Source organism: Methylolobus aquaticus, assembly GCF_054172105.1.
Genome location: NZ_JBSYXP010000003.1, coordinates 355,334 through 378,535, shown reverse-complemented (window position 1 = coordinate 378,535; position 23,202 = coordinate 355,334). Strand labels below are relative to the sequence as shown.

Sequence of the window (23,202 nt, the reverse complement as noted above, 5' to 3'; positions counted from 1 at the left end):
CCGACCCCGCACCCAGCCGATTTGGTTCGGCGGGAAAGGTAAGGGGAATTTCAGAGCGGTTTTTCACCATCCTGTTAAGGCGCGATTGGACCCCTCGTGTTCGGCGGACGACTCGCGAGATTTGTGAGTTTCTTCAGTCTGTCGGCCACCGCCGAGCAGAACTTTGAGTAACCCGCGTCTCCCTCCCTACCCGTGGTGATCACATCCGCGACCGTGAGCCACGCCTCTGTGCGCTCAAGCGGCTCAAGGTTACTCAAAGCACCGTCCAAGGCCAGGAAGAGATCACTGGCAAGTTGGTTTGCGTACACCTCCTGCAATGGACGGTCGCCTCGCAGAGCCTCAGGTCGCCACACAGCCAAGCCAACCACGATCAAGACAAAGACCAGGAGGGAAACGATGACGGTCCATACGAGCAGCAGCCGAAACTCTGGAAAGGCCACTGCAAGAGATGCCATGGTTCCGTCGACCACAAGGAGACCGAGCACCAGAAAGGCGAGAGGATTCTTTACAGCGTCGATGATCGAAACACGAGACTCCGCTGAGGGCTGGCTCATGATTCCGCCCCGTCGAGAGTTGGTGCGGTCTCACGTCGCTCTTTGACTAGTTTCACGAGGCACCTCGCGTGCTGCGGGGACAGCAAGAAGTTTGTTGCTTGCGGTGCACGGAATATCAGCATATCGGCAAGAACAGCGTCTTCTCGAACGGATCGAGCCAAGATGGGCTTCCCGAACTTCACTTCGTACGTCACGTCGACGCCGTGACTATCCCAGCCCGCCTTGAGATACGGAGCAGACGCGATGTGACCCCAGCCATAGAGACCACGGAAGTGCTCGTCTCCCGCCATCCAAAAGAAGACGAGATCGCCCGGATTCATGTCGTTTCGATAGCGCGTTGCATACCACGTATCACGGCTACCTGGACGAATAGCTGTTCGCAAGTCGTAGCGCTCGGGGCGGCTTTGGAAGACGAAGACATTCATGGTTCGGTTCCTTCACATCGGTTCGAGGGCCCTAACGTCGCCCTTCAGCGGCGCGCCGCTTGCGGCGCGTCCGCTGCAAGGGCTTGTTGGCTGGCTGCATCACTGAGGTCACTACGAGACTGTGCAGTGCATATGTAGCTCTACATGCCGCGCGTTCACGGAGCATCCTGTTGTGATCCGATTGCCAACCTCTTCTCCTGAAACCCGCTGCCATCACCGGGGTCAGCGAAAAACGAGACAGCCCACTGCTTTGTTGCAGGTTGCCAAGTGATCCAATTGAACGACAGCGGCTTACCTTCAATTCCGAAGCTCGAACCGCAGCCAACAGCTCGAACCAAGCGCGTGCGTCCCTCGATCTCGACCTCTTGCCCGATAAAGCGGGGTCGGTGTTTGTGTCCATGAAGAATCAACGGCACTCCATTGCTACCGCACCAGCGGACTAGGTGATCCCCATTCTCCATTCGCAGGAACCGTTCTTCTCGAATTCCCAAGAAAGGCAACGTGTCTATTTCGTCATCACGTGTAGAAAAGGGGTGGTGGTGGACTAGAGCCACTTGAATGTAATCCGCGCAGTTCCCTCGTCGGCGCAACTCCGTCAGTCTTGTCGCTACCTCCAGAAACTGGTCATCTGCTATCCGGCCTTGCGCGAGCTTTGCGTCTCGTGAAGTGTCGAAGCAGATGAAGATAACCTTGCAGACATCGCTAGAAACAACGCTCTGCCACTCTAAACCAGCCAACGCCTCCCATTTCTTCCAAAGAAAGCCATTCTTCCGCATGTCGTGATTGCCCGGGATGCAGACGACATTTGTTTTCGAATGGTCCGTGAGACGATTCCGAAACGCCTCGAATTCCTCCAGGTTCCTCTTGCTTGGCGTGTCCATTAGGTCGCCAGTGATTACTGGCTGAACTACGCCTCCAATCTTGCGCACCTGGTCAATGCGGTCCCGCAAATGCTGTTCGACGTATGCAAGCTTGCGATTCGTAACGGCTGTGGCGCCGAAGTGAAGATCGCTGAGCTGAAGAATGTTGAAGGCCGGTGCCTCGGGTTGATGCAGACGCTTCAGTTCCGACCAGAGGTGCCATGGCGGAATACCGCGAACCATTTCCAAGAGTCGTTCGGTCGGAGCAGTCTCTTGGGGAAGAACTACCGTCTCACCGCTCCACGTCCAGCACACCGTCGAAGGCGCGTACGTCTTCGATGTGAATAGTTGTCTGAGCGGTGGAAATGGATCAAGCAAGTCCCGGGACACGGATTCTGGTCTGTCGTCCTCACACTGAAGCCACATCGTGTAGTCAGTGGAGTCCCTGAAATTTTCAAATGCAACTTGGCGCCCGAGGGGCATGAAATAAAAAGGTACGTCAAACCAACGACGAAGCGGCGCAAGAATGCGGGCCACATCAGAGGACGGGACTACCGCCTCCGCGTCTCTTTCCTCAATAGATCGGAATGTCTCGCGCGACTTGCCAACGAGGTCGCGCAGAAGCTCATGGTCTTCCGGGCGTGAGGTGACAACCGACTCCGGCAGCGCTTCAAGGAAATCTTGAAGGACGCCTATTTTGATTCTTGGCGCACGCCACTCTCGGCCTTCGCCTTCTTCACGTTCATCGAAGGCGAGATGGCGTCTGTGACGAAAGTGCCAATCCCAATGACCGAGCCACGGCCCCCACTCGAGTTCTCGCATCGGCGGGGGGAAGTCCCGGCGCGTGAGCCACCCCACAAGACTCGCCTGGTCTAGGTTAAATCTAACGCCCATATACGAGTTCCTCCTGCTGCGTCACCAACAGAAACTGATGTCCATCGCCGACGAGTTCAGCGCGCGTCATCAGCCAGCCAACATTTTTCTTTTGTAGAATCTGCCCTAACAGCGCTCTACAGAATCCGCGTTTAACGGATTAGGCAGGAGTCCCAAAGCATCGGCTCCAGCCGCATTTCCCCTTGTTCCGATTGGATTTATGCCGCGACACAGCGGGATTAAGCAGAAAGTAGCGCACCCCACGGGCAAGGTCAATGTGCGGGATTCACGGACGGAGCCTGCGGTTCAGGGCATTCCGAACCGTCGAGGTTTCGATCGTAGGGCCACGTAGTCAATGGCCAAGCCGCCATTACCTTGGCCGTGCGAGAGGCAGCAAGGCAGAGCGAGGCGAGGGTCTTGCGATGCCGCGTTGCGCCAGGGCGTCCAATTCGACCTCGAGTGGGAGGTCAGACGCTTCAGTTCGGGTGAAGGGAATCGGGGCCCAAGATGCGCCGGGCTGGTGCCCGGCAGTCCGAATGGACGTGGGGATTGGCAAGAACCGCCGCCCCGTTTCTGATCTGCACCTCCCCGCCGCCCGAGCGTTGGCCCCAATCCCCCAGCTTCATTCCCCGCGCTCCCGTCTCGCGAATTCCCTGAACCAGTCGAGGACAGAGGCCAGCGCCGGCGAGCGGTGATCCCGTGCGGAGACCATATACGCGGACAGCGTGAAACGCGGCGTATCGGGTACCGGGCGAAGCTGGCCCGCGGCCAGCAAGGGTTTGGCGACCCGCAGCGGCAGGAAGCAGGAGCCGCCGTTCCGCAGCACCAGTTGCGCGGCCAGCCAGCCGATGTCGGCCTTCTGCGCGGCGGGTTCGAGTTCGGGAAAGCTGTTGCCGTGCTGCGCATAAAAGCCGGGGCCCCATTCCACGTACACGTAGTCGGGATCGGGCCACGGGGCGTCCGGTTTTGAGCTGAGCAGCGCGAGGGTTTCGTCGAACAGGTGTTCGACGTGCAGGGCCGGATCGTGCCGCGGCGTGAACATCAGGCCGAGGTCGAGGCTGCCCTGGATCAGTCGGCGCAGCAACTGGTCCTCGAAGCCGATTTCGCTGCGGACCGAGACGTCCGGCAGGCGGCGGCGGAGCTCACCGACCCAGTCGGGCAGCACCGATTCCCACAGTCCGAGCCGGGCGCCGATAACCAGATTGGCCCGAAAGCGGCTCGGCAGCCCCATCTCGTCGCGGGCCTGTTCCAGGCTGACGATGATCGCCTTGGCATGCTTGACGAAGCGCTGTCCCTGCTGGGTCAGGCTCGCGCCGGTGCGGTTCCGCACGAACAGGGCCGCACCGAGCTCGCTTTCGAGCCGCTGGATGCGGCTGCTCACGGTCGATTGGGTCACGTACAGCCGGGCGGCCGCCTCGAGGAAGCTGCCGTGGGCGGCCACGCTCAGGAAGGTCTTGATCTGATCGATGTCCATGGCTTCGTATCGGTATATCCGATATCAAAGTTTCGAAAATTTCGCTTTTCCGATATCAAGCCCATCGATATCGTGTCGTGTCAATAACGAATCCGTAGCCAAGGTCGGGCCCGACCCGGGTTTGGCGCTGCACGTCAGCGGTGCTTCGCGCACCTCGCTCCGGGAACACCCGGTGAACCGAACCGGTGGACGCTCGTCGATGCTTCACGAATCCCTACATCGCCTCCGGGGCTGGCGCTTCATTGCCTTCAATCTGTGCCTGGGCTTCGCTCACGTGCTGGTGATCTTCAACGCCGGAGCCTATATCGCGATGCTGCCGCGCGTCGCGGGCGGGCTGTCGATTCCCCCTAGCTTCGCGACCTGGACGCAGACCGACTATATGGTGGCGCTGGCCTTGGCCTATCCGCTCGGCGGCTGGCTGGCGCGGGCCGGCAGCCCCCGGCGGGTCGTGGTTGGTGCCCTGCTCGGTTTCGCCGTGTGCTCATGGCTGTGTGCGCGTGCAGATGCGTTGTATCCGTATCTGCTCGCCCGTATCGGCCTCGGCCTGTGCGGGGGGCTGAGTCTGCAGGCGGGGCAGTCCTTGCTGCTGGATGAGTATCCCGCCGCCCGCAAGAGTCTGGGCATCAGCGTGTGGAGCTTCTTCACGCTGATGCCGTTCAGTGTCGGCCCGCCGGTCGGTGGGTGGATCGCGGATACGCTGGGCTGGCGTTGGCTGTTCTGGCTTAACCTGCCGGTGGCCTTGATCGCGGCGGCCGGCATCGCGCTGCTGCTGCGCGGGCGGCCCGTAGCGCGCGCGGCGCGCAGCCCGTTCGACTGGGTCGGCTGCGCGCTGTGTTCCGTCGTCTGGCTCGGTTTGCAGACGCTGCTGAATCAGGGCAATGACCGCGACTGGCTGGCCTCGCACGCGCTGCAGGCGACGGGCTTCGTGGTGGCCGCGGCGGCATGTCTGTGGGTCGTTCATGCCTGGCATGCGCCGCATCCGTACGTGAACCTCCGGCTGCTCGCGAACCGCGATTTCGCGATCGGCGCCGGCGCGCTGTTCTTTGGCTTCTTGTCGCTCCAGGGATTGCTGTCGGCCCTGATCGTGCAGTTGCAGCTCAACCTGGGGTACTCGTCCTGGCTGGCGGGGCTGGTGTTCCTGCCGACGGCCCTCTGTGCGAAGCCGGTGGCGGCCGTGATGCATCTCGCGGTGCGGCGCGTCGATGCGCGTCTTCTGGCCAGCCTCAGCTTGTGCGGCTTCGCGACGTGTTATCTGTGGCTGAGCCGGTTCGATGACGCGGCCTCGTTCGCCGCGTTGCTGTGGCCGAAGGTGCTCGAAGGCGCCTGTCTCGGTGCCTTCTTCGTACCGCTGACGACCCTGATGCTGCAGGGGCTGCCCGCCGAACGGCACGGTGCCGCGCTGGAACTGGCGAATCTGATGCGGATTGCATCGGGCGCGATCGGTATCAGCCTGCAAGGGGTCGTGTTGTACCGCCGCACACCTTTCCATTTACAGCGCTGGGCAGAGGCACGGGATCGATGGGACGGCGCGACCGCGCCGATGCTCGATGCGTTCGTGATGCTCGGCTTCGACGAGGCGCAGGCCGGCGCGCGCCTGATCCGATTCGCCGCGCGGCAGGCGGCGATCCGTGCCTTGAACGACGGCTTCTGGCTGGCGGGCGGTATCTGCCTGGTGCTGGCGGTCGCGGTCTGGTTCGCGCATCCGCCGGTCAGGGCCGTCGCCGAGTCGCGCGCCGCCGCGCTGCGCCGCGACCGGGACGAAGTAACCGCGGAGGAAGTGGTATGACGCTGACCCGCTGGCTCGTACGACCGCTGGCCCCAATGCTGCTGCTCGTCGGGTGCGTGCCCCTGAGTGAACGTCCGGAGCGGGCTGCCATGCGGGCCGTTCCCGCCTTCGGTGCGACCGTCGCCGAACTCGCGCCGCAGGCCGCCGTCTCGGGCACTGCCGCCCTCCCGGATTGGTGGCGTCTGTTCGGCGACAGCGAACTGAACCGGCTGGTCGGCGAGGCGTTGTCCGGTAATCCGGGCCTCAAGACGGCCGAGGCGCGCCTGCGCGAGTCGCAGTCGCTGGTGGATCGCGCCGGGGCCGAGCTTTATCCGACGCTGAGTTCACGGGTGACGTTCGCGGCAGAACGCTTCTCGGCCACCGACGTGCAGCTCCGGCTGGCCGGTGACAACTTTCGCCACCTACTGGCCGACCCGCTGGTACTGCGCTATCACCTGGATTTCTGGGGCCAGGATCGGGCCCGACTGCAGCAGTCGATCGCGCATTCCCTGGCCATCGCGGCGGAGCGGGACGATGCGCGGCTGTTGCTCGCGGCGAGCGTCGCCGCGGCCTATTTCGAGTTGCAGGCCGCCGAGGAACAATGGCGCCTGGCGCGGGACGTGGTTGCGGACGCCACGGCCTTGCAGGCCTTGGAGCAAAGCCGTTGGGCGAGCGGCCTGACGACGAAGCCGCTGCTGCTGCGGACACAGGCCGCGGTCGAGGAAGCGGGGCAGCTGTCGGCCGGTGCCGAGGCGACGGTGCGGGTGCTGCGGAATCTGCTCGCAAACCTCGCCGGGCAGGGACCCGACTGGGGGCGGTCGATACGCGCCGGCGCACGTCCGCCGGAATCCTTGCCGGCGCTGCCGGTCGAATTGCCGCTGCATCTGCTCGCCTCGCGCCCGGACCTCCGGGCCGCGCGGCTGGAGGCCGAGTCCGCGGCCGAAGCGATCGAGGTCGCGCGCACAGCGTTCTATCCCGACGTCAATCTGGTTGGCTTCGCCGGCTTGCATTCCGTCACGCTGACCGATGTGCTGTTTCACGGGTCTAGCCTCGCCTATGCGGTCGGACCGACCGTGACCTTCCCGCTGTTCGAAGGCGGACGATTGCAGGCGGCACTGACCGAGCGCGAGGCGCTCTACGATCTCTCGGTCGAACGCTACAACGACACTTTGCTGCGGGCGGTCCGGGAGACGGCCGACGCGCTGGTCCGGCTGCGCGAATGGGATGCGAAGCTGGACGAACAGGCGCGGCTGCTCGCGGAGACCGAGGAAGCGCAGCGCGTCGCCGAGGCGACGGTCAGCGCCGGGCTCGGCGATCGGACTGTCGGGCTGCGGGCCCGGCTCGATGTGCTGGTGATGCGCTCGCGCCTCGCCGAACTGCGCGGGCGGCGTCTCCGGGCGGGCGTGGCGCTGTGCCAGGCCATGGGCAGCGGGTGGCGCAGGTTGCCGGCGCGGAGCCCGGCCTTGTGACACCCCGGCATTCCGAACCCCTAGCGTCGTCGCAACGTCGGTGGCGCGCCGCGCGCCGCCGGCTGTCCGGCACCGCGGCCGTGCTGGCGCTGTTGGGGCTGGGCTTGTGGGCGTATTCCGCGTATCGGGAACGGCGTTGGGTCGGCACCGACGATGCCTTCGTGACCGGGCACGTGATCCCGGTCGAGGTGCAGGCCGAAGGCACGGTGGTCGCCGTGCTCGCGGAGAACACCCAGTCCGTCGCGCAGGGTCAGGTGCTGGTCCGGCTGGACGGACATCATGCCGAGATCGCACTGCAACAGGCGCAGGCGGAGCTCGCGGCGACCGTACGTCAGATCGCGGCGCTGCAGGCGCGGCAGGAGACACTGGCCCGACGCATCGCGGCGCGCACCGCGGCGCTGGAAGCGGTCCGCCACGATCTGGCGCGGTTCCGGCAGGCGGGCCTGGACGGCGCGGTTTCCGAACAGCAGCAGCAGAATGCCACGGACAAGATCCTCGAGCTGGAGGCGGAGGTCGGCGAGGTCCGTGCCGAACAGAAGGAACTGTCCGTGCAACTGGGCGCGGCCGGCATCGCGCACCATCCGGCGGTCGAGGCGGCCAAGCAGCGGTTTCGCCGGGCAGCGCTGGACTTCCGGCGCCAGGAAATCCGCGCCCCGGTGGGCGGTGCGATCGCCAGGCGTAAGGTGCAGGTCGGCGACCGCGTCGCGCCGGGCGTGCCGGTCATGGTCATCGTGCCGCTGGATCAGCTTTGGGTCGAGGCCAACGTGTTGGAGGGCGATCTGGCGGGCATCCGGCCGGGACAGGCGGCCGAGATTCGCGTCGATGCCTATCCGGACCGGACCTATCGTGGCCGGGTCGAAGGACTGAATCCGGGTACCGGGAGCGTGTTCGCGCTGTTGCCGACGGACAATGCCACTGGAAATTTCATCCACATCGCCGAGCGCGTGCCGGTCCGCATTGCGCTGGACCCGCAAGAGCTCGCGCGCGGGCCCTTACAGCCCGGTCTATCGACCTACACCCGCATTGCGCTGAGCGAAGCGCCCGAGCCGTCCCCGCGGGCCTCCCTGACCGAAACCACGACACCGGCCTACCGCACGTCGGCCTTCGACCGCGAACTGGACGGTCTGGAGGCGACCATCGCCCGCGTCGTGGCCGAGAACAGCCGCTGACGCAATTTCTGGCGCGAGCCTGTCGTCTTGTGCGGAAGCTTCCTGTTCCCGAGCCTGCTCGTCGCATCGCAGGCCGCGCCGGGTCGGGCGGCACACGATTGTTTGGCGGGCAGATGCGGGTTATCTTCCCGGCCAACTAGGGCCGATACGCCCTTCTCACCACGAACGGAGCCGCACGATGCCAACACGTCCGGATATCGCCCCGGAACCGACGCGAATCGTGTTCTTCGGGCTGGGCGCGGTGGGCTCGGCGTTGCTGATCTGCCTGTCGGAACTGGCCGAGCGCGATGACGTGCCGGTTCGCTTCGTCGTCTACGTGTTGCACCCCGATGCAGCCCGGGATGCCCTGTTCCACGCCGAACGCCTGTTCGACCGCATCGACTTCATCGGCGTCGCGGACTTCGCGCCGGTGTTCGCGTACGAGGCCGCGCATCATCAGCCGTTGGCCGGCGCAGCGATGCTGGTCAATGCCGCGCTGCCGGAATTCAACGGTCCGATCATAGAACTCGGCCTTCGCATCGGCGCCCATACGGTCGATCTGGCCTCGGACATGTACGATGCCGTCACCGAGCGCACACTGACGTTCTCGCAATACGACTTCGACGCGGCGCTGCGCGAGCGCGGCATCGCCGCGCTGATCAACCTGGGCATCTCGCCCGGCGTCACCAATTTCCTGATCGGCCGGCGGATGCACGAATTGCTTGCGGCGGACCGGAAGGAACTGGAGGTCGAGAGCATCGACCTCTACCTGCTGGAAGACATCGACTCGGACCAGATCATCTTCTCCTGGTCACCCCTCGTGGCGCTGGAGGAACTGGCCCAGCAGCCGCGCATCTGGAACAAGGGACGGATGCAGGTGCTGGAGCCCTTTACGGCCGCCCGCAACTACGACTTTCCGCACGAGCCGCAACCGATCCGGCAGTACCCGCTGTATCAGGAGGAACTGCTGTCGCTGCACCGCTCGTTCCCGGAAGTGGACTCGATCGGTGTCTACACCGGCGGCTCGGAGGTCGAACTGGTCAAGGCCCTGTTCCAGCTCAACCTGCTGTCGAAGCGCAGCCTGCCGAACCAGCCGGAGCTGACGATCGAGGCAATGGTCCGGGCCATCCTGCCCGGCATGAACAAGCCGCGGCGTATCGAGGAGCACCTGAGAAACGGCGTGATCCGGCGCACCCATTTCGCTGCCGCGGCGGAAATCCGCATTGCCGAGAGCGTTCGCAACGAGCGTCAGACCGTGATCGAAACCGTGGGGCTGAGCTATCTGCGCTACCGCGATCTGCTGCACAGTCCCTATGCCGGTGCGACCTACATCTCGTATCCCACCGCCGTCGGCGCCGCGATCCTGGCCTGGCACGCCCTGGCCTTCGCTCGCGAGCAGCCGACGCAACTGGTCGGCGTCATCACCGGCGAGGATCTCGCGCGTATTTTGCCGCGCCCGGCAGCGGATGCGATCCGGCGGGACCTCGTCGCCTGGGACATCGACCTGTTCGAGAGCGTGCGTGATGCCTCCGAAACGTGAGCGGGTGGAAGCCGTGCGGACCCGCCTTTGGGCGGCGGCACAGATTCGCCGGGTTTGAGTGGGGTCCCTCAACCTCACCCAGGGGATTGAGCTTTTCCCTATTTCGTCGGCCACCGTACACTAGCGCCAAGCCTCGAGACGCGAGAATCCCGCCATGTCGACACCGGCGTCCCGTTTAGCGACCTATGAGGATCTGTGCCAGGTGCCGGATCGCTTCGTCGCGCAGATCATCCATGGGCAATTGATCGTGCTGCCGCGCCCGGCACCCCGGCATGCCCGCGCCTCATCGATCATGGGCGGCAAACTCGTGCCCACCTACGATGAGGGACGCGATGGCCCCGGCGGTTGGTGGATTCTGGATGAACCGGAGTTGCATCTGGGCTCCGACATCCTCGTACCGGACATCGCCGGGTGGCGGCGCGAGCGCCTGCCGGCGCTGCCCGACAAGACCTATTTCGAGGTGGCGCCCGACTGGCTTTGCGAAGTGTTGTCTCCACCTACGGCGCAAATGGATCGCGCGGACAAACTCCCGATCTATGCCGCCCGGGGAGTCGGCCACGTGTGGCTGATCGATCCGGACGCTCGCACGCTGGAAGTGTTCGCACTACACGAGGCCCATTGGCGTCTCGAAGCGGTCTACAAGGACGACGCGACGGTCAATGCCCCGCCCTTCGACGCGCTGAGCTTCACGCTGGATGCGCTGTGGGCATAATGGACGCTTACGTCCGACCGTAGTTTCGGATGATTAACGGAACAGCGCGGACCGCCATGCACTCTTGGCGAGTCGTTCCTTCAGCCACCTGCGCGCATTTCGATTGACACGCCCTGCTTCCGCCCGTATTGCGCCCGCGCCGACTTCCATCAGGCTTTGCCACAGGCGGCGGCGCAACTTCTCGTTTACGAGGTATCGGCGCAGCCCGCTGCGGGTACCTTGGCACGTGCGGCAGAATTGGGCGAAGTCGTCCGAATAGAAATCTTGAAACGGAATGTTCTCGGTACCCCGCGCATCGAAATAGGCGAGAAGACTTTGGTAGAAGGCAGGCATTTCGAGCATCTTCGTGAACTTTTTGTAGCCGCCATCCACCAGTTGTGCCTTGGACACGGCGTGCGATCCTTGCGTGAAGCGGATCGAGAGCGCGACACGACTGGTATCGGCATCCTGGGTCTTGTGGATGACATCTCCGCGAAGGAGCAGCAGGTCGCCGCACTTCAACTCGGGTGTCTCGGCAATTTCCGACAGATCGTAGGTGACGCTGCCGTATTTCCCTCCCTCATTTTCATTGCAAAAGATCGAATTGTGCTGCGTCTCCTCCACCAGGCACGCACCGCGCCCGCGCAGTTGCTCGTACAGGTCCGGACTCCGCTCATGCAGGCGGTTCATTGGAATGAGCGAAAGGTTTGATTTCCCAGCGTCCGGCTTGATGATCGGTATGTAAAAATTGAGATAGTGATAATGCGTTTGGGTGAAATAGTAGCTTTCGCGGTCCTGGTGCCAGGAAAATCGTTGTCCCCCGTCGGTAAAAAAGTAGACTCCGCCGATCATGAAAGTGGCTTCAATATCGGTCTGCATGGAAACAGCCGCCGTCAAGGCATCGAGCTTGTCAGAAAGGTGTAGCAGCAGGTTCCGGGGTGGGATCTTGACCCGATAGGCCTCGTACCAAACCCCCTCGTTCTGGGGGATGTCGACCTCGAAAAGGGTAATTTCATGCCGGTCAAGAAAGGATCGGATCACGACATAGCCTTTGTCGACCAAATCGCTCAGATCCCGGTTTCGTCCAGCGCTCATAGGGGGTCCTTGCGCCCCGCCACTTAGCCGCCAAAACTAGCCGTCTTATGAATTCGTGAGGGCGTTTTGGCGGCGAGTGAACCACGGTGAACGCCGTATGCACAATAGGTAGTTTCACCTACTGAGGGGTGACCGTCACCGCTTTCCATGACGTGGCTTTTCCGCCAAGACCCCAACCGTGATTGCGCTTCAATGCCCGGAGACTCAACCCGTGGCAGAACACGACCTACTTTTTGAACGCTCGAACTGGTAACGCCTTCCACGGTTTGTGGCGCGACAACCGCCTCATGAACTGAAGGGTCACGCGCCTCGCAGCAGGAACTCGACCTTCACCGTATCGTACGGAAACTCGATGCGTCCGTCAGGGAAACGTGTCAGCACACCGGCATTCAGCAGCTCGGTCACGTCGCCGTGAACCGCCTTTACATCACGACCGACCCGACGCGCGGTCTCGCGAATGGACAGGGGCCCCGCCCCGCAAAGGGTTTCTAGAAGCTGCCACCGTTTGGCAGTCAACACCTGCCACAACAGTTCCGGAGTCGCAAAGCTGATGCGTGCTTCGGCCTCGCCGAGACCGCTATTCATGGCGCTTGCCGTATCCGCAAGCGGCTCGTTCAACGAGCGCACGTCAAACACGACCGTGTTCATGGTTCCACCTCGCGATGTCGGCTGCAAAATCGGCCATTCGTCGTTCAGGCGTTGAGAAGACATAGGGCATCCATAGGGCATCTCGCTCGCTCCCATTTGCCCGTCATCGCCTATAACGCGCTCGTTGTCATAACGGAGCACACAAGGCTGCTGACGCCGACTACTCACGACCGCCGAACGGTTACCTTAGCCGTCCATCCCTTCCAGCGACAATAAAGTCCGCGCGACATCCGCGATGCGCAGCCCCCGGTTCATCGCAGTCTTGCGCAGCAGTGCGTAAGCCTGTTCCTCGGTGAGTCCCTTGCGCTGGATCAGGATGCCCTTGGCCTTGTCGACGATCTTGCGGTCGGCGAGTTGGACCTTGGTGTCGGCGAGCTCGCGGCGCAGCGCCTGGAATTCGCGGAAGCGCGCGATCGCGACGTCGACGATCGGCAGGATGCGTTCCTTGCTGAGGCCGTCGACAACGTAGGCGCTGACGCCGGCCTGCACGGCCTGGCGGATGTACTCGCCGTCGCGATTGTTCGAGAACATGATGATCGGCTTGGGGTTGTCGCGGCCGACCTCGCGCAGGTCCTCCAGCGTGTCGCGGCCCGGCGCCTCCATGTCGATGATGACGACGTCGGGCTGGGCATCGGTGACGATCTGCAACAGGCTGCCTTCGTCGACGGTCCGGGCTACGACGCGGTGGCCGGCATCGGTCAGTGCCTGCTCCAGCACCGCGCTGCGGGCCGGATCCTGGTCGACGATCATGATGCGCAGCATGTTCACGGGCGGCCCCGCGGTCCGAACAGTTCGGCCGGATCGAGCTTGCGGTGATGCAATTCGCGGCCGAGCAGATAGGCAACGGGGTCCGCCGGGTCGAACACGCTGTCATCGACGAAGCGGTCGGCGCCCAGCGTCATCCCGTCGCGCTGCCATGGCGCGGCATGCGCGCCCTCGGATTTCTCATCGTCGGCCGGGCACGCGATCCTGAGTTCGCCGGCTGCCTGCCGATAGAGGTCGGGCCGGTACACCGTGTGTGCGATACCGCGCAGGTCGATCGGTTCCCGGATCTGCCCCCATCGGACCATCTGCGTCAGCAGCCACAGCGCGTGCGAGCGCCACGGGAAGTTGGCCGCGTAGCGGGAAAACACATTGAAGTCCGGCATCGGGAGCGGCGCGGCGCCGGCGGCATAACGGTACGAACCGGTCATCGACATCGCGATGATCTCGGCCGGTGCACCGACGTAGTCCGGATGTGACAGCAGCTCGGCCGCTGTTCGCCGATTTGAGGGTTCGTCGAGCCAGCGGGCCGCCTCGAGCAGCGCCTTGATGACAGACGTGTGCGTCGCCGGATACCGCTCAGCCCAGTCGGCGTTGACGCCGAGGACCTTCTCGGGATGGTTGTTCCAGATGTCGTGACTGGTCGTCAGCACGCGCCCCAGTCCCTCGGCCACCGCGGCGGCATTCCACGGCTCACCGACGCAGAAGCCGTCGATGGCACCGATGCGCAGGGCCTCGACCATCTGCGGCGGCGGGATCACGACCAGTCGCAGATCACGGTCCGGGTCGACACCGCCCGCTGCCAGCCAGAAGCGCAGCAGGTAGTTATGCGTCGAGTACGGAAACACCATCGCGAACACCGGCGGCGTTCTGCCCGCCGCGTGGCGCGCATCGATGAGTTGTTTGAGGCGATCGGCGGCGACCGGCGCCTCGCCGGATCCGTCCGGATCGAGCGTCGCCATCTCGTCGTAAAACGCGTTCGAAACCGTGATGGCATTCCCGTTCAAGTCCAGTGACAGCGCGGTGACGGTCGCCTGTTGGACCTCACCCAGACCGAGGGTCGTCGCCAGCGGCATGCTGGCCAGCATTTGCGCGCCGTCCAGCAGGCCTGCGGCGACCTTGTCGCGAATGTTCGCCCAGGACGCTTCGCGCGACAGTGTGACGTCGAGCCCGTGGCGGGCAAAAAGGCCATGTTCCTGCGCGATGACCAGCGGCGCGCAATCGGTCAGCGGAACGAAGCCCAGCGTCAGCCGCGGCTTCTCGGGAACCGCGTCACGGTTCGGGGGCTCTGCCGAAGTCAATCGAGCGTCTCCTCAAGGTTCAAAGGGAATCGAATGTTCAATGCGCCCACGTTCAGGAGACGCGGGTTTCCTGCAGCAACATGCGCAGTTCCGGCACGCAGGAACCGCAGTTCCGGCCCGCTTTCAGCAGGTCTCCGATCTCGGCGGTGGTCGTCAGGCCATGCTCGCGGATCGCGGTGCGCAAGGTATTGATACCGACCCCGAAGCAGGAACACACCGTGCGCCCGGGGTCCTGCCCGGCCGCGGCCGGCCTGCCCGACAGCAGCGCGCGGCGCGCGTCCTCCGAAAGCGCGCCGCCACCGAACAACGAGCCCAGCCACTCGCGTGCCGGCAGGCTCGCATCGGTTTCGACGAACAGGCAGAACGCCAGTTGCGATGCCGACAAACGGGCGCAGCGGTAGCGCCCGGCACGCGGATCGGAGAATTCCAGCCATTCGTCCCCGTCGCCGCCTCCCGCGGCACGCGCGGTGGCACCCCAATCCTCCGGCGCGCGCTCCCCGGCCAATTCGTAGAGCCAGTGACCGCGCCCGCGAATGGCGACACAGTAGGTCGCGTCCGGAAAGGTCAGCGGCTGGCGCGATAACGCAAAGCCCTGCCATGCGGGACGATAGGCCTCGACCCGCACCGGCGTGAATTTCGACTCGGGCTCGCCGGACACCGGATCGCAAGCCGGGCCGACCAGCGCATTGACCAAGGCACCGCGCGCATTGGCGTCGGTCCAGTGCATCGGCGCGAACACCGAACCGGACTGCTGCGCGTCGGTGACCCGGGCGCGGGCCAGCATCGCGCCGTGCCGGCTGATCAGGCGCACCAGCACACCGTCCAGGATTCCGAGGGCAGCCGCATCGCGCGGATGCAGTTCGGCATAGGGCTCGGACAGATGGGCGTTCAGCCGCGCCGCCTTGCCGGTTCGCGTCATCGTGTGCCACTGATCACGGATGCGGCCGGTGTTCAGGATCAGCGGATACTCGGGATCGGTCGCCGACAGCGGCGCCCGGTACGCGACCGGGACAAAACGCGCGCGGCGCCCGGCGCGGTCGGTCATGGCCGGCATCTCGAGACGGGCGCTGCCCTCGCGCATTTCCGTCGTAACCGGCCATTGGATGGGTTGCAGGCCGTCATAAGCCTCGACGTCCAACCCGGAAAGACCCGCAATGTCGAACACGCGCCGCCCGCCGTTCCGATACCCCGAGAGCGCGGCATGTTCGCGGAAGATCTCGTCGGGACTGTGATACCGGAACGCCTCCCCATAACCCATCCGCCGCCCGACCTCGGCCAGCATCCACCAGTCCGCGCGCGCCTCGCCTGGCGCCGGCAGGAAGGCCCGCTGGCGCGAGATGCGGCGCTCGGAGTTGGTCACCGTGCCGTCCTTCTCGCCCCAGGCCAGCGCGGGCAGTTGCACATGCGCATAGCGGGACAGGTCCGTTCCCGCCTCGCAGTCGGATACCACCACGAACGGACAGGTGCCCAGCGCGGCGCGCGCGGTGTTGACGTCGGGCAGGCTGGCGACCGGATTGGTCGCGATGATCCACACCGCCTTGATCCGTCCTTCGCCGACCGCCCGGAACAGGTCGACGGCTTTCAGTCCCGGCCGCTCGGCGATGCGCGGCGAACGCCAGAAATCCCGGACGAGCTCGCGGTGATCGGCATTCTCGATGTCGAGGTGCGCCGCCAACTGGTTCGCAAGCCCTCCGACCTCACGCCCGCCCATTGCGTTCGGCTGGCCGGTCAGCGAAAACGGCCCCATTCCGGGCTGGCCGATACGGCCCGTCGCGAGATGCACATTGACGATCGCGTTGACCTTGTCGGTGCCGGCGCTGGACTGGTTGACGCCCTGCGACCAGGCCGTCACGGCCTTTGGCGTCCGCGCGAACCAGTGGTAGAAGCACGACACATCGCCTTCCGCCAGACCGCAGGCCGCGGCGACCGCCGGAATGGAGGGCGCGGTCTGACGCGCCGCGTTGAGCGCCCCGGCCAGCCCTTCCGTGTGGCGCTCGATGAAGTCGTAGTCCAGGCCATCGTTGCGCCGCAGGTAGTCCAGCAAGCCGGCGAACAGGATCACGTCGGTACCTGGCGCGACCGCGAGATGCAGGTCGGCCGATTCGGCGGTCGCCGTGCGGCGCGGATCGATCGTGACGAGACGCGCCGCCGGATTCCGCTCCCGGGCCTTCATCAATCGCTGATGGATCACCGGATGACACCAGGCCGCATTCGAACCGACCAGCACGACGAGATCGGCCAGTTCCAGATCCTCGTAGCAGCCCGGCACCAGATCCTCGCCGAACGCGCGGCGGTGGCCGGCGACGCTGGAGGCCATGCACAGCCGCGAGTTCGTGTCGATGTTCGCCGAGCCGATGAAGCCCTTCATCAGCTTGTTCGCGACGTAATAGTCTTCGGTCAGCAACTGGCCCGACACGTAGAAGGCGACCGCATCCGGTCCATGCTCGGCGATCGCCTCACTGAAGCGCCGCGCGACCGTGTCCAGCGCGGTGTCCCAGGAAACGCGCCGGCCGCCCATCTCCGGGTACAGCAGCCGCGTTTCCAGCGACAGCGTTTCGCCCAGGGCCGATCCCTTCGAGCACAGGCGCCCATGGTTGGCCGGATGCTCGGGATCGCCCTTGATCCGAACCCCCTTCGGCAGCGGCATCGCGAGCACACCACAACCGACACCGCAGTACGGGCACGTCGTCCTGACCGGACCCGGCTCCGAGTGCCCCGTCGTCTCCGGCGCCACGTGCGTCATCGCCTCAGACCTCGGCCAGTTGCAGGAACACCCGGTCCGCGTCGAGCCGCACCGGAAACCGGTTCACACAACCGTGATCCGGCGCCACGGCCTCGCCCGCGGCCAGATCGATGACCCAGTTGTGCAGCGGGCAGGCCACCTTGCGATCGTGCACGATGCCCTGCGACAGCGGACCCCCTTTGTGCGGACAGCGGTCCAGCACGGCAAACACCTCGTCCTCCACGGTGCGGAACACCGCGATCGGCCCGCGCGGACTTTCCAGCACGCGCGCGCCCTGCCGCGGAATGTCCGCCAGCAAACCCACCTCGATCCAGTCGCTCATGCCGCCAACCCCTTCCGGTCGATCCGGATCGGCTGAAACTCGTTGCGTTCCGCGCCGCGGGCGCGCTCCGCCCACGGGTCGACCTGAGCCGTGACCTGAGACTCCATGAAGCGCTGGAACAAGGTCTGCCGGCCCGCCGCGTCATCGACGATACGCTGTTTCACGTAGGGCAGCCCGACCCGCTCGATCCATGGCGCGGTCCGCTCCAGATAGAGCGCTTCCTCCCGGTACAACTGCATGAAGGCGCCGCAGTATTCCTTGACCTGTTCTTCGGTCTCCACCTTGCACAGGAAATCGGTCGCGCGGACCTTCACCCCGCCGTTGCCGCCGACGTGCAACTCCCAGCCCGAATCGACCGCGACCACGCCGAAGTCCTTGATCGTCGCCTCGGCGCAGTTCCGCGGGCAACCCGACACCGCCATCTTGAACTTGTGCGGGGTCCACGAACCCCAGGTCATCTTTTCCAGGTCGATGCCCATCCGGGTCGAGTCCTGCGTGCCGAAACGGCACCATTCCTGGCCGACACAGGTCTTGACGGTGCGCAGCGCCTTGCCGTAGGCATGTCCGGACACGAAGCCGGCAGCGTTCAGATCGGCCCACATCCGCGGCAGATCGTCCTTTTTGACACCGAGCAGGTCGATGCGCTGGCCGCCGGTGACCTTGACGGTCGGCACGCGGTACTTCTCGGCCACCTCGGCGATGGCGCGCAGCTCGGCCGGCGTCGTCACACCGCCCCACATCCGCGGCACTACCGAGTACGTCCCGTCCTTCTGGATGTTCGCATGAGCGCGCTCGTTGATGAAGCGCGACTGCGCGTCGTCGCGGTATTCGGCCGGCCATTCGCACAACAGATAATAATTCAGCGCCGGGCGGCAGGACGCACAGCCGTCGACGCTGCCCCATTCCATGAACTGCATGACGGCCGGGATGCTCTTGAGCCCCTCCCGGCGGATCGCGGCGCGAACCTCCTCGTGCGTGCGCTCGGTGCATTTGCACAGCGGTTTCTTCGCCGGCGTCACCGAATAGTCGCTGCCCAGGGTGCTGTGCAACAACTGTTCGACCAGGCCGGTGCACGATCCGCACGAGGCCGAGGCCTTGGTGTGCGCCCGCACGTCCTCCAGCGTGAACAGCTTCTGCTGGACGATCGCATCGACGATGGTCTTCTTGCAGACCCCGTTGCAGCCGCAGACCTCCGCGTCGTCCGGCAGCAGCGAGGCTCGATTCTGGTCGCCATGGCCGGAATCGCCGAGGTGCGCCTGGCCGAACAAGATGCTTTCCCGGAAGGCCGAGATGTCGGTGCCTTCGCGCATCAGCTGGAAATACCAGGCGCCGTCGCCGGTATCGCCGTACAGCACCGCCCCGCGCACCCGGTTCTCCTTGACGGTCAACTTCTTGTAAACGCCGCGCGCCGGATCCTGGTAGCACAGTTCCTCGTAGCCTTCACCCCCCTGGAAATCGCCCGCCGAAAACAGGTCGATGCCGGTCACCTTGAGCTTCGTCGACGTGACCGAACCCTGGTAGCGGGCGATGCCGAACTCGACCAGATGATCGGCGCAGACCTTGGCCTGCTCGAACAGCGGCGCAACCAGACCGAACAACTGGCCGCGGTGCTGCACGCATTCGCCGACCGCGTAGATGCGCGGATCGTAGGTCTGCATCGTGTCGTTGACGACGATCCCGCGTTCACAGTGCAGGCCGGCCGCCTTGGCCAGTTCGATATTCGGCCGGATGCCGACGGCCATGACCACCAGATCGGCCGGGATTTCGGTGCCGTCCTTGAAACGGACCGCGCGCACCCGGTCCTCGCCGAGCAGCGCCTCGGTCTGCGCTTCCATCATGAAGCGGAGCCCATCCTGTTCCAGCGCCCGCTTCAGCAGCGCCGACGCGGGCTTGTCGAGCTGCCGTTCCATCAGGCTGTCGAGGATGTGGACGACGGTGACCTCCATGCCGCGCTTGCGCAGCCCGTTGGCCGCCTCCAGACCGAGCAGCCCGCCACCGATCACGACCGCATGGCGGTACTTCTCGGCGGCGTCGATCATCCGGTCCACATCCTTGACATCGCGAAAACCGATCACGCCCGGCAGATCCTTGCCCGGGAACGGAATGATCACCGGGTTCGAACCGGTCGCCAGCAGCAGCCGGTCGTACGCCGTCTCGAGGCCATCGGCGGTCCGCACGAGACGCCGTCGCCGATCGATCGCAACGATCGTCTTGCCCTTGTGCAGCGTGATGCCGTTCTTCCAGTACCAGTCCTCGTCGTTCAGCACGATGTCCTTGAGCGTCTTTTCGCCCGCCAGCACCGGCGACAGCAGGATCCGGTTGTAGTTGCAGTGCGGCTCGGCGCCGAACACCGTGATCTCGTAGGCCTCCGGCGAACGCTTCAGAACTTCCTCGACGGTCCGGATGCCCGCCATGCCGTTGCCGATCACGATCAGTTTCTGTTTGGCTTTCATCGCCACTCCTCGCGCGCTGCGCGATCTTTCGTTGGGTAAAACCGGTTCATCCGACCGCTAGCCCGGCAGGCTGCGGAAGCCGAACCAGAACAGCAGGAAAAGGAACTGCGCGATCGCCGCGATCTGCCAGGCCCGCGCGGGATGGCGGCGGAACCAGGGTGGCCGCGGCGCGGGCGCACGCTGCCCGCCCTTCGCCAGGCCATGCTCCAGATCGAAAGCCAATTCGATCGTGTCGGCATAGCGATCCTTGGGGTCGGGCGCCACCGCGCGCTGGATCACGGCACCGAGCCAGGCGGGAAGGTCCGGACGGTGCTTTTCGAGCGGACGGAAGCCGACGAAGCGCGGATGCGTGAACGGTTCGATCTCGCCATAGGGGTAGTGACCGCCCGCAAACAGCCGGTAAAGGGTCACGCCGACCGCAAACACATCGGTGACGACGCTCGCCCGCGCCCCCCGAAACAACTCGGGCGCCAGATAACTGGCCGTGCCCGGCATGGGCGCCTCGGGCAGGTCGCCGCGTTCCGGCAGCGACGCCACACCGAGATCGAGCAGCTTGAGCCCGCCATCCTCGAGCAGGAGCACGTTTTCGGGCTTGATGTCGCGGTGGATCACGCCGCGGCGATGCAGCGCGTGCACCGCGCGACACAGCTTCAGCGTCACGTCGAGGCCGGCATCGAAGCTGACTTGCGGCTGAGCGACGAGCCGTGACTCCAGGGTATCGCCGCGGTAGTGCGGCATGACCGAATACAGACGGGTCTGGCGACCCGGCGCCTGCTCGATGATCTCGGCCAGCCAGGGGCTCTTGATGCGCAGGCCGATCCAGGCTTCGCGCGTGAAGGCTTCCAGGTACTCCCGCTCACTGACGACGCGCGGGTGCGGAAACTTAAGCACCACGCCGGAACCGGTCCGCTGGTCGTTTGCGACGAACAGGCAGCTGTAGCGCCCTTGCGACAACACGCGTTCGAGGGCGTAGTCGTCGACCGTGTGGCCCACTTCGGGCAGCTCCAGCACCGCCAGTTCGCCGAGGCTCTCGTACAACCCGTCGGTGCCCGGCGGCGGCAGCGCGATCACGTCGACCACGGCAATCGTGATGTTGTCGCTGCCGTCCCTTTGCAGGGCGGCGTCCGCCAGGGAGTCGGCGCAGGCCTGCGGGTGCTGGCGTTGCCGCAATACCTCCCAGATCGCCTCGGAGGGTAAGGCCCCGTGCAGTCCGTCCGTGCAGAGCACATAGCGGTCGTGCGCTTCCAGCGGATGTACCTCGCAATCGGCCGGCACGGCGCTGTCGAAACCCACGGCCCGCGTCAGGACATGGTCCAGGCCTGGCGCGGTCAAGGCATGGTCGCGGGTCAGGCGGTCCAGGCGCTCGCCCCGCAACCGGTAGATGCGCGAGTCGCCGATATGCACGGTGTGGGCCTGCCGCCGGTCCAGCACGAGTGCGCTGAAGGTCGTCGCCATGCCGCGGTGACCCGGATCCTGGCGGCCCATCGCGTGGATCCAGCCATTGACGGCCGACAGCGCGCGGGACGCACGGCGGTGAGCGCCCAGGGTTTCGGGTAATCCCGAGAATCCTTCGATAAATCCGCGCACGCACACCTCCGCCGCCGTGCGGCCGCCGGGCAGACCGCCGCAACCGTCGGCCACGACGGCCAGCACCTCCGCGTGAGCAGTCATCCCGCCCGCCGGACAGACCAGGCCGACATAGTCCTGGTTGTCCGCCCGGCGGCCCTGCCGCGTCGCGAAACCGGCCTGCACGATCAGCCCCGAGTCCCGTGACATGCGATCGCGAAGCGCGGCTAGACCCGGGCGCCGGATACGGCGCCCCAGGTCGTCCGCCAGCGGCGCTTGACCCAGGTCAGTCCGAGCAGCCCCAGCAGCGGCAGGCCGGCGAATACGCTGAAACCAGCCGCGAAGCCGTGCTGCAGATCCCAGGACAGACCCAAGGCCTTGGCCAGAAAGAAGCCGCCGACGCCGCCAGCCGCACCGACCAGGCCCGTCATCACGCCGATCTCGCCGCGAAAGCGCAGCGGCACCAACTGGAATACTGAGCCGTTGCCCATGCCGAGCGCCATCGCCCCGACGAAGAAAATGGCGACCGCGACCCAGGCGACCCGCGGCAGATCGCCGAGTGCCCATCCGGCGACCTTGGCGTCGGTGGCCTGCGCCGCGGCCGGCAGCGGCCCTTCCGGCAGGAACGAGATGGTGAGGTAGCTGAGCGATACGATCACGAACAGGATCTGCAAGGCCTTGATGCCGCCGATCCGGTCGGCGATCAGCCCGCCGACCGGACGGAACATCGACCCGCCGAACACGACGATCGCCGACATCATGCCGGCAGCGATCCCCGAGACGTGGTACCAGTTCGTGAAATACAGCGGCAGCGCATTGCCGAGGCCGACGAAGCCGCCGAAGGTGATCGAGTAGAAGAACATGAACCACCAGGTGTCGGCATCGGCCATCAAGGCCGCGTAGTTCTTCCAGGTCACCGGGCGGCGCTTTTCCGGCGCGTCCTTGACCAGCACCGCGTAGATGATCAGCACCAGCAGCAGAGGCAGGGTCAGGAAACCGAACACTGACTGCCAGCCAAAGGTCTCGGCCAGCCACGGCACGATCATCGAATCCAGCACGACGCCCATGTTCCCGGCGCCGGCGATACCCATGACGATCCCCTGATATTGCGGCGGATACCAGCGGCTGGCCTGCGGCAGGGCCACCGAGAAACTGGCGCCGGCCACACCCAGCAGCAGGCCCAGCAACTCGACCTCCAGCTTGGAATGCAGGCCGAAGAAGAACACGTAGACCAGGCCGGTAATGACCAGCGTCTGAGCCAGCACCCCGGTGCGCTTGGGTCCGAAGTGATCCGCGAGCATGCCGAGCGGAATCCGCAGGATCGCCCCGGACAGGATCGGGATGGCGACGATCGTGAATTTCTCGCCGACCGGAAGGCCCAGTTCCTGGGTGATGTAAAGGGCGAGCGGCCCCAGCATCACCCAGACCATGAACGACACGTCGAAATAAAGGAAGGCCGACAGCAAGGTTGGCCAGTGTCCGGCCTGCCTGAACTCTTTGAACTTCATGAAAC

At 65.0% G+C, this 23,202-nt stretch carries 18 protein-coding genes; 5 read left to right on the top strand and 13 right to left on the bottom strand.

What is annotated here, in order from left to right; all coding sequences use genetic code 11:
* Positions 1-74: 74 nt before the first annotated feature.
* The 4 genes from ACW73L_RS06030 to ACW73L_RS06015 all read right to left on the bottom strand — a co-directional run bounded on the left by ACW73L_RS06030 (position 75) and on the right by ACW73L_RS06015 (position 4,186).
* Positions 75-554, bottom strand: a complete 480-nt coding sequence (locus ACW73L_RS06030; protein ID WP_498920697.1) for a hypothetical protein — start codon at positions 552-554, stop codon at positions 75-77.
* Positions 551-979, bottom strand: a complete 429-nt coding sequence (locus ACW73L_RS06025) for an EVE domain-containing protein (protein ID WP_498920695.1) — start codon at positions 977-979, stop codon at positions 551-553. Before ACW73L_RS06025 ends, ACW73L_RS06030 begins: the two co-directional genes overlap by 4 nt.
* A gap of 155 nt (positions 980-1,134) precedes the next feature.
* Entirely contained in the window at positions 1,135-2,661 is a 1,527-nt protein-coding gene (locus ACW73L_RS06020) for a metallophosphoesterase family protein (RefSeq protein ID WP_498920693.1), read from the bottom strand.
* Positions 2,662-3,334: 673 nt separating this feature from the next.
* Positions 3,335-4,186 carry a LysR family transcriptional regulator gene (locus ACW73L_RS06015; RefSeq protein ID WP_498920691.1) on the bottom strand — a complete coding sequence of 284 codons (852 nt, stop codon included), beginning with the start codon at positions 4,184-4,186 and terminating at the stop codon, positions 3,335-3,337.
* A gap of 199 nt (positions 4,187-4,385) precedes the next feature.
* On the opposite strand from ACW73L_RS06015, the gene ACW73L_RS06010 reads away from it, so the two are divergent.
* From ACW73L_RS06010 to ACW73L_RS05990, 5 genes are all read left to right on the top strand, one after another.
* Positions 4,386-5,972: a DHA2 family efflux MFS transporter permease subunit gene (locus ACW73L_RS06010; RefSeq protein WP_498920689.1), complete on the top strand. Its 1,587-nt coding sequence runs from the start codon at positions 4,386-4,388 to the stop codon at positions 5,970-5,972.
* The gene (locus ACW73L_RS06005; RefSeq protein WP_498920688.1) at positions 5,969-7,420 is read left to right on the top strand and encodes an efflux transporter outer membrane subunit; all 1,452 of its coding nucleotides are present in this window, start codon (positions 5,969-5,971) and stop codon (positions 7,418-7,420) included. The genes ACW73L_RS06010 and ACW73L_RS06005 overlap by 4 nt, the downstream gene beginning before the upstream one ends.
* A complete protein-coding gene (locus ACW73L_RS06000) occupies positions 7,417-8,589 on the top strand; it encodes an HlyD family secretion protein (protein WP_498920686.1) in 1,173 nt (390 codons plus the stop codon). The genes ACW73L_RS06005 and ACW73L_RS06000 overlap by 4 nt, the downstream gene beginning before the upstream one ends.
* Before the next feature lie 178 nt (positions 8,590-8,767).
* Complete coding sequence (locus ACW73L_RS05995; protein WP_498920685.1) at positions 8,768-10,108, top strand: saccharopine dehydrogenase; 1,341 nt, start codon at positions 8,768-8,770, stop codon at positions 10,106-10,108.
* Between the two features lie 154 nt (positions 10,109-10,262).
* Positions 10,263-10,820, top strand: a complete 558-nt coding sequence (locus tag ACW73L_RS05990) for a Uma2 family endonuclease (protein ID WP_498920683.1) — start codon at positions 10,263-10,265, stop codon at positions 10,818-10,820.
* 33 nt (positions 10,821-10,853) lie between these two features.
* On the opposite strand, the gene ACW73L_RS05985 is transcribed toward ACW73L_RS05990, so the two are convergent.
* From ACW73L_RS05985 to ACW73L_RS05945, 9 genes are all read right to left on the bottom strand, one after another.
* Positions 10,854-11,894 carry a phytanoyl-CoA dioxygenase family protein gene (locus tag ACW73L_RS05985; protein ID WP_498920681.1) on the bottom strand — a complete coding sequence of 347 codons (1,041 nt, stop codon included), beginning with the start codon at positions 11,892-11,894 and terminating at the stop codon, positions 10,854-10,856.
* 300 nt (positions 11,895-12,194) lie between these two features.
* Positions 12,195-12,542 (bottom strand): HVO_A0114 family putative DNA-binding protein, encoded by a 348-nt coding sequence (locus ACW73L_RS05980; protein ID WP_498920679.1) that lies wholly within the window; start codon positions 12,540-12,542, stop codon positions 12,195-12,197.
* Positions 12,543-12,728: 186 nt separating this feature from the next.
* Positions 12,729-13,304: an ANTAR domain-containing response regulator gene (locus tag ACW73L_RS05975; protein ID WP_498920711.1), complete on the bottom strand. Its 576-nt coding sequence runs from the start codon at positions 13,302-13,304 to the stop codon at positions 12,729-12,731.
* Between the two features lie 2 nt (positions 13,305-13,306).
* The gene (locus tag ACW73L_RS05970; protein WP_498920677.1) at positions 13,307-14,605 is read right to left on the bottom strand and encodes a CmpA/NrtA family ABC transporter substrate-binding protein; all 1,299 of its coding nucleotides are present in this window, start codon (positions 14,603-14,605) and stop codon (positions 13,307-13,309) included.
* Positions 14,606-14,657: 52 nt separating this feature from the next.
* A complete protein-coding gene (locus ACW73L_RS05965) occupies positions 14,658-17,348 on the bottom strand; it encodes a molybdopterin-dependent oxidoreductase (protein WP_498920676.1) in 2,691 nt (896 codons plus the stop codon).
* Between the two features lie 4 nt (positions 17,349-17,352).
* The gene (gene nirD / locus ACW73L_RS05960; protein ID WP_498920674.1) at positions 17,353-17,670 is read right to left on the bottom strand and encodes a nitrite reductase small subunit NirD; all 318 of its coding nucleotides are present in this window, start codon (positions 17,668-17,670) and stop codon (positions 17,353-17,355) included.
* The gene (nirB, locus tag ACW73L_RS05955; protein ID WP_498920673.1) at positions 17,667-20,123 is read right to left on the bottom strand and encodes a nitrite reductase large subunit NirB; all 2,457 of its coding nucleotides are present in this window, start codon (positions 20,121-20,123) and stop codon (positions 17,667-17,669) included. The genes nirD and nirB overlap by 4 nt, the downstream gene beginning before the upstream one ends.
* Before the next feature lie 57 nt (positions 20,124-20,180).
* A complete protein-coding gene (locus ACW73L_RS05950) occupies positions 20,181-21,899 on the bottom strand; it encodes a bifunctional protein-serine/threonine kinase/phosphatase (protein ID WP_498920672.1) in 1,719 nt (572 codons plus the stop codon).
* Between the two features lie 17 nt (positions 21,900-21,916).
* Entirely contained in the window at positions 21,917-23,197 is a 1,281-nt protein-coding gene (locus ACW73L_RS05945) for an MFS transporter (protein ID WP_498920671.1), read from the bottom strand.
* Positions 23,198-23,202: the final 5 nt, after the last annotated feature.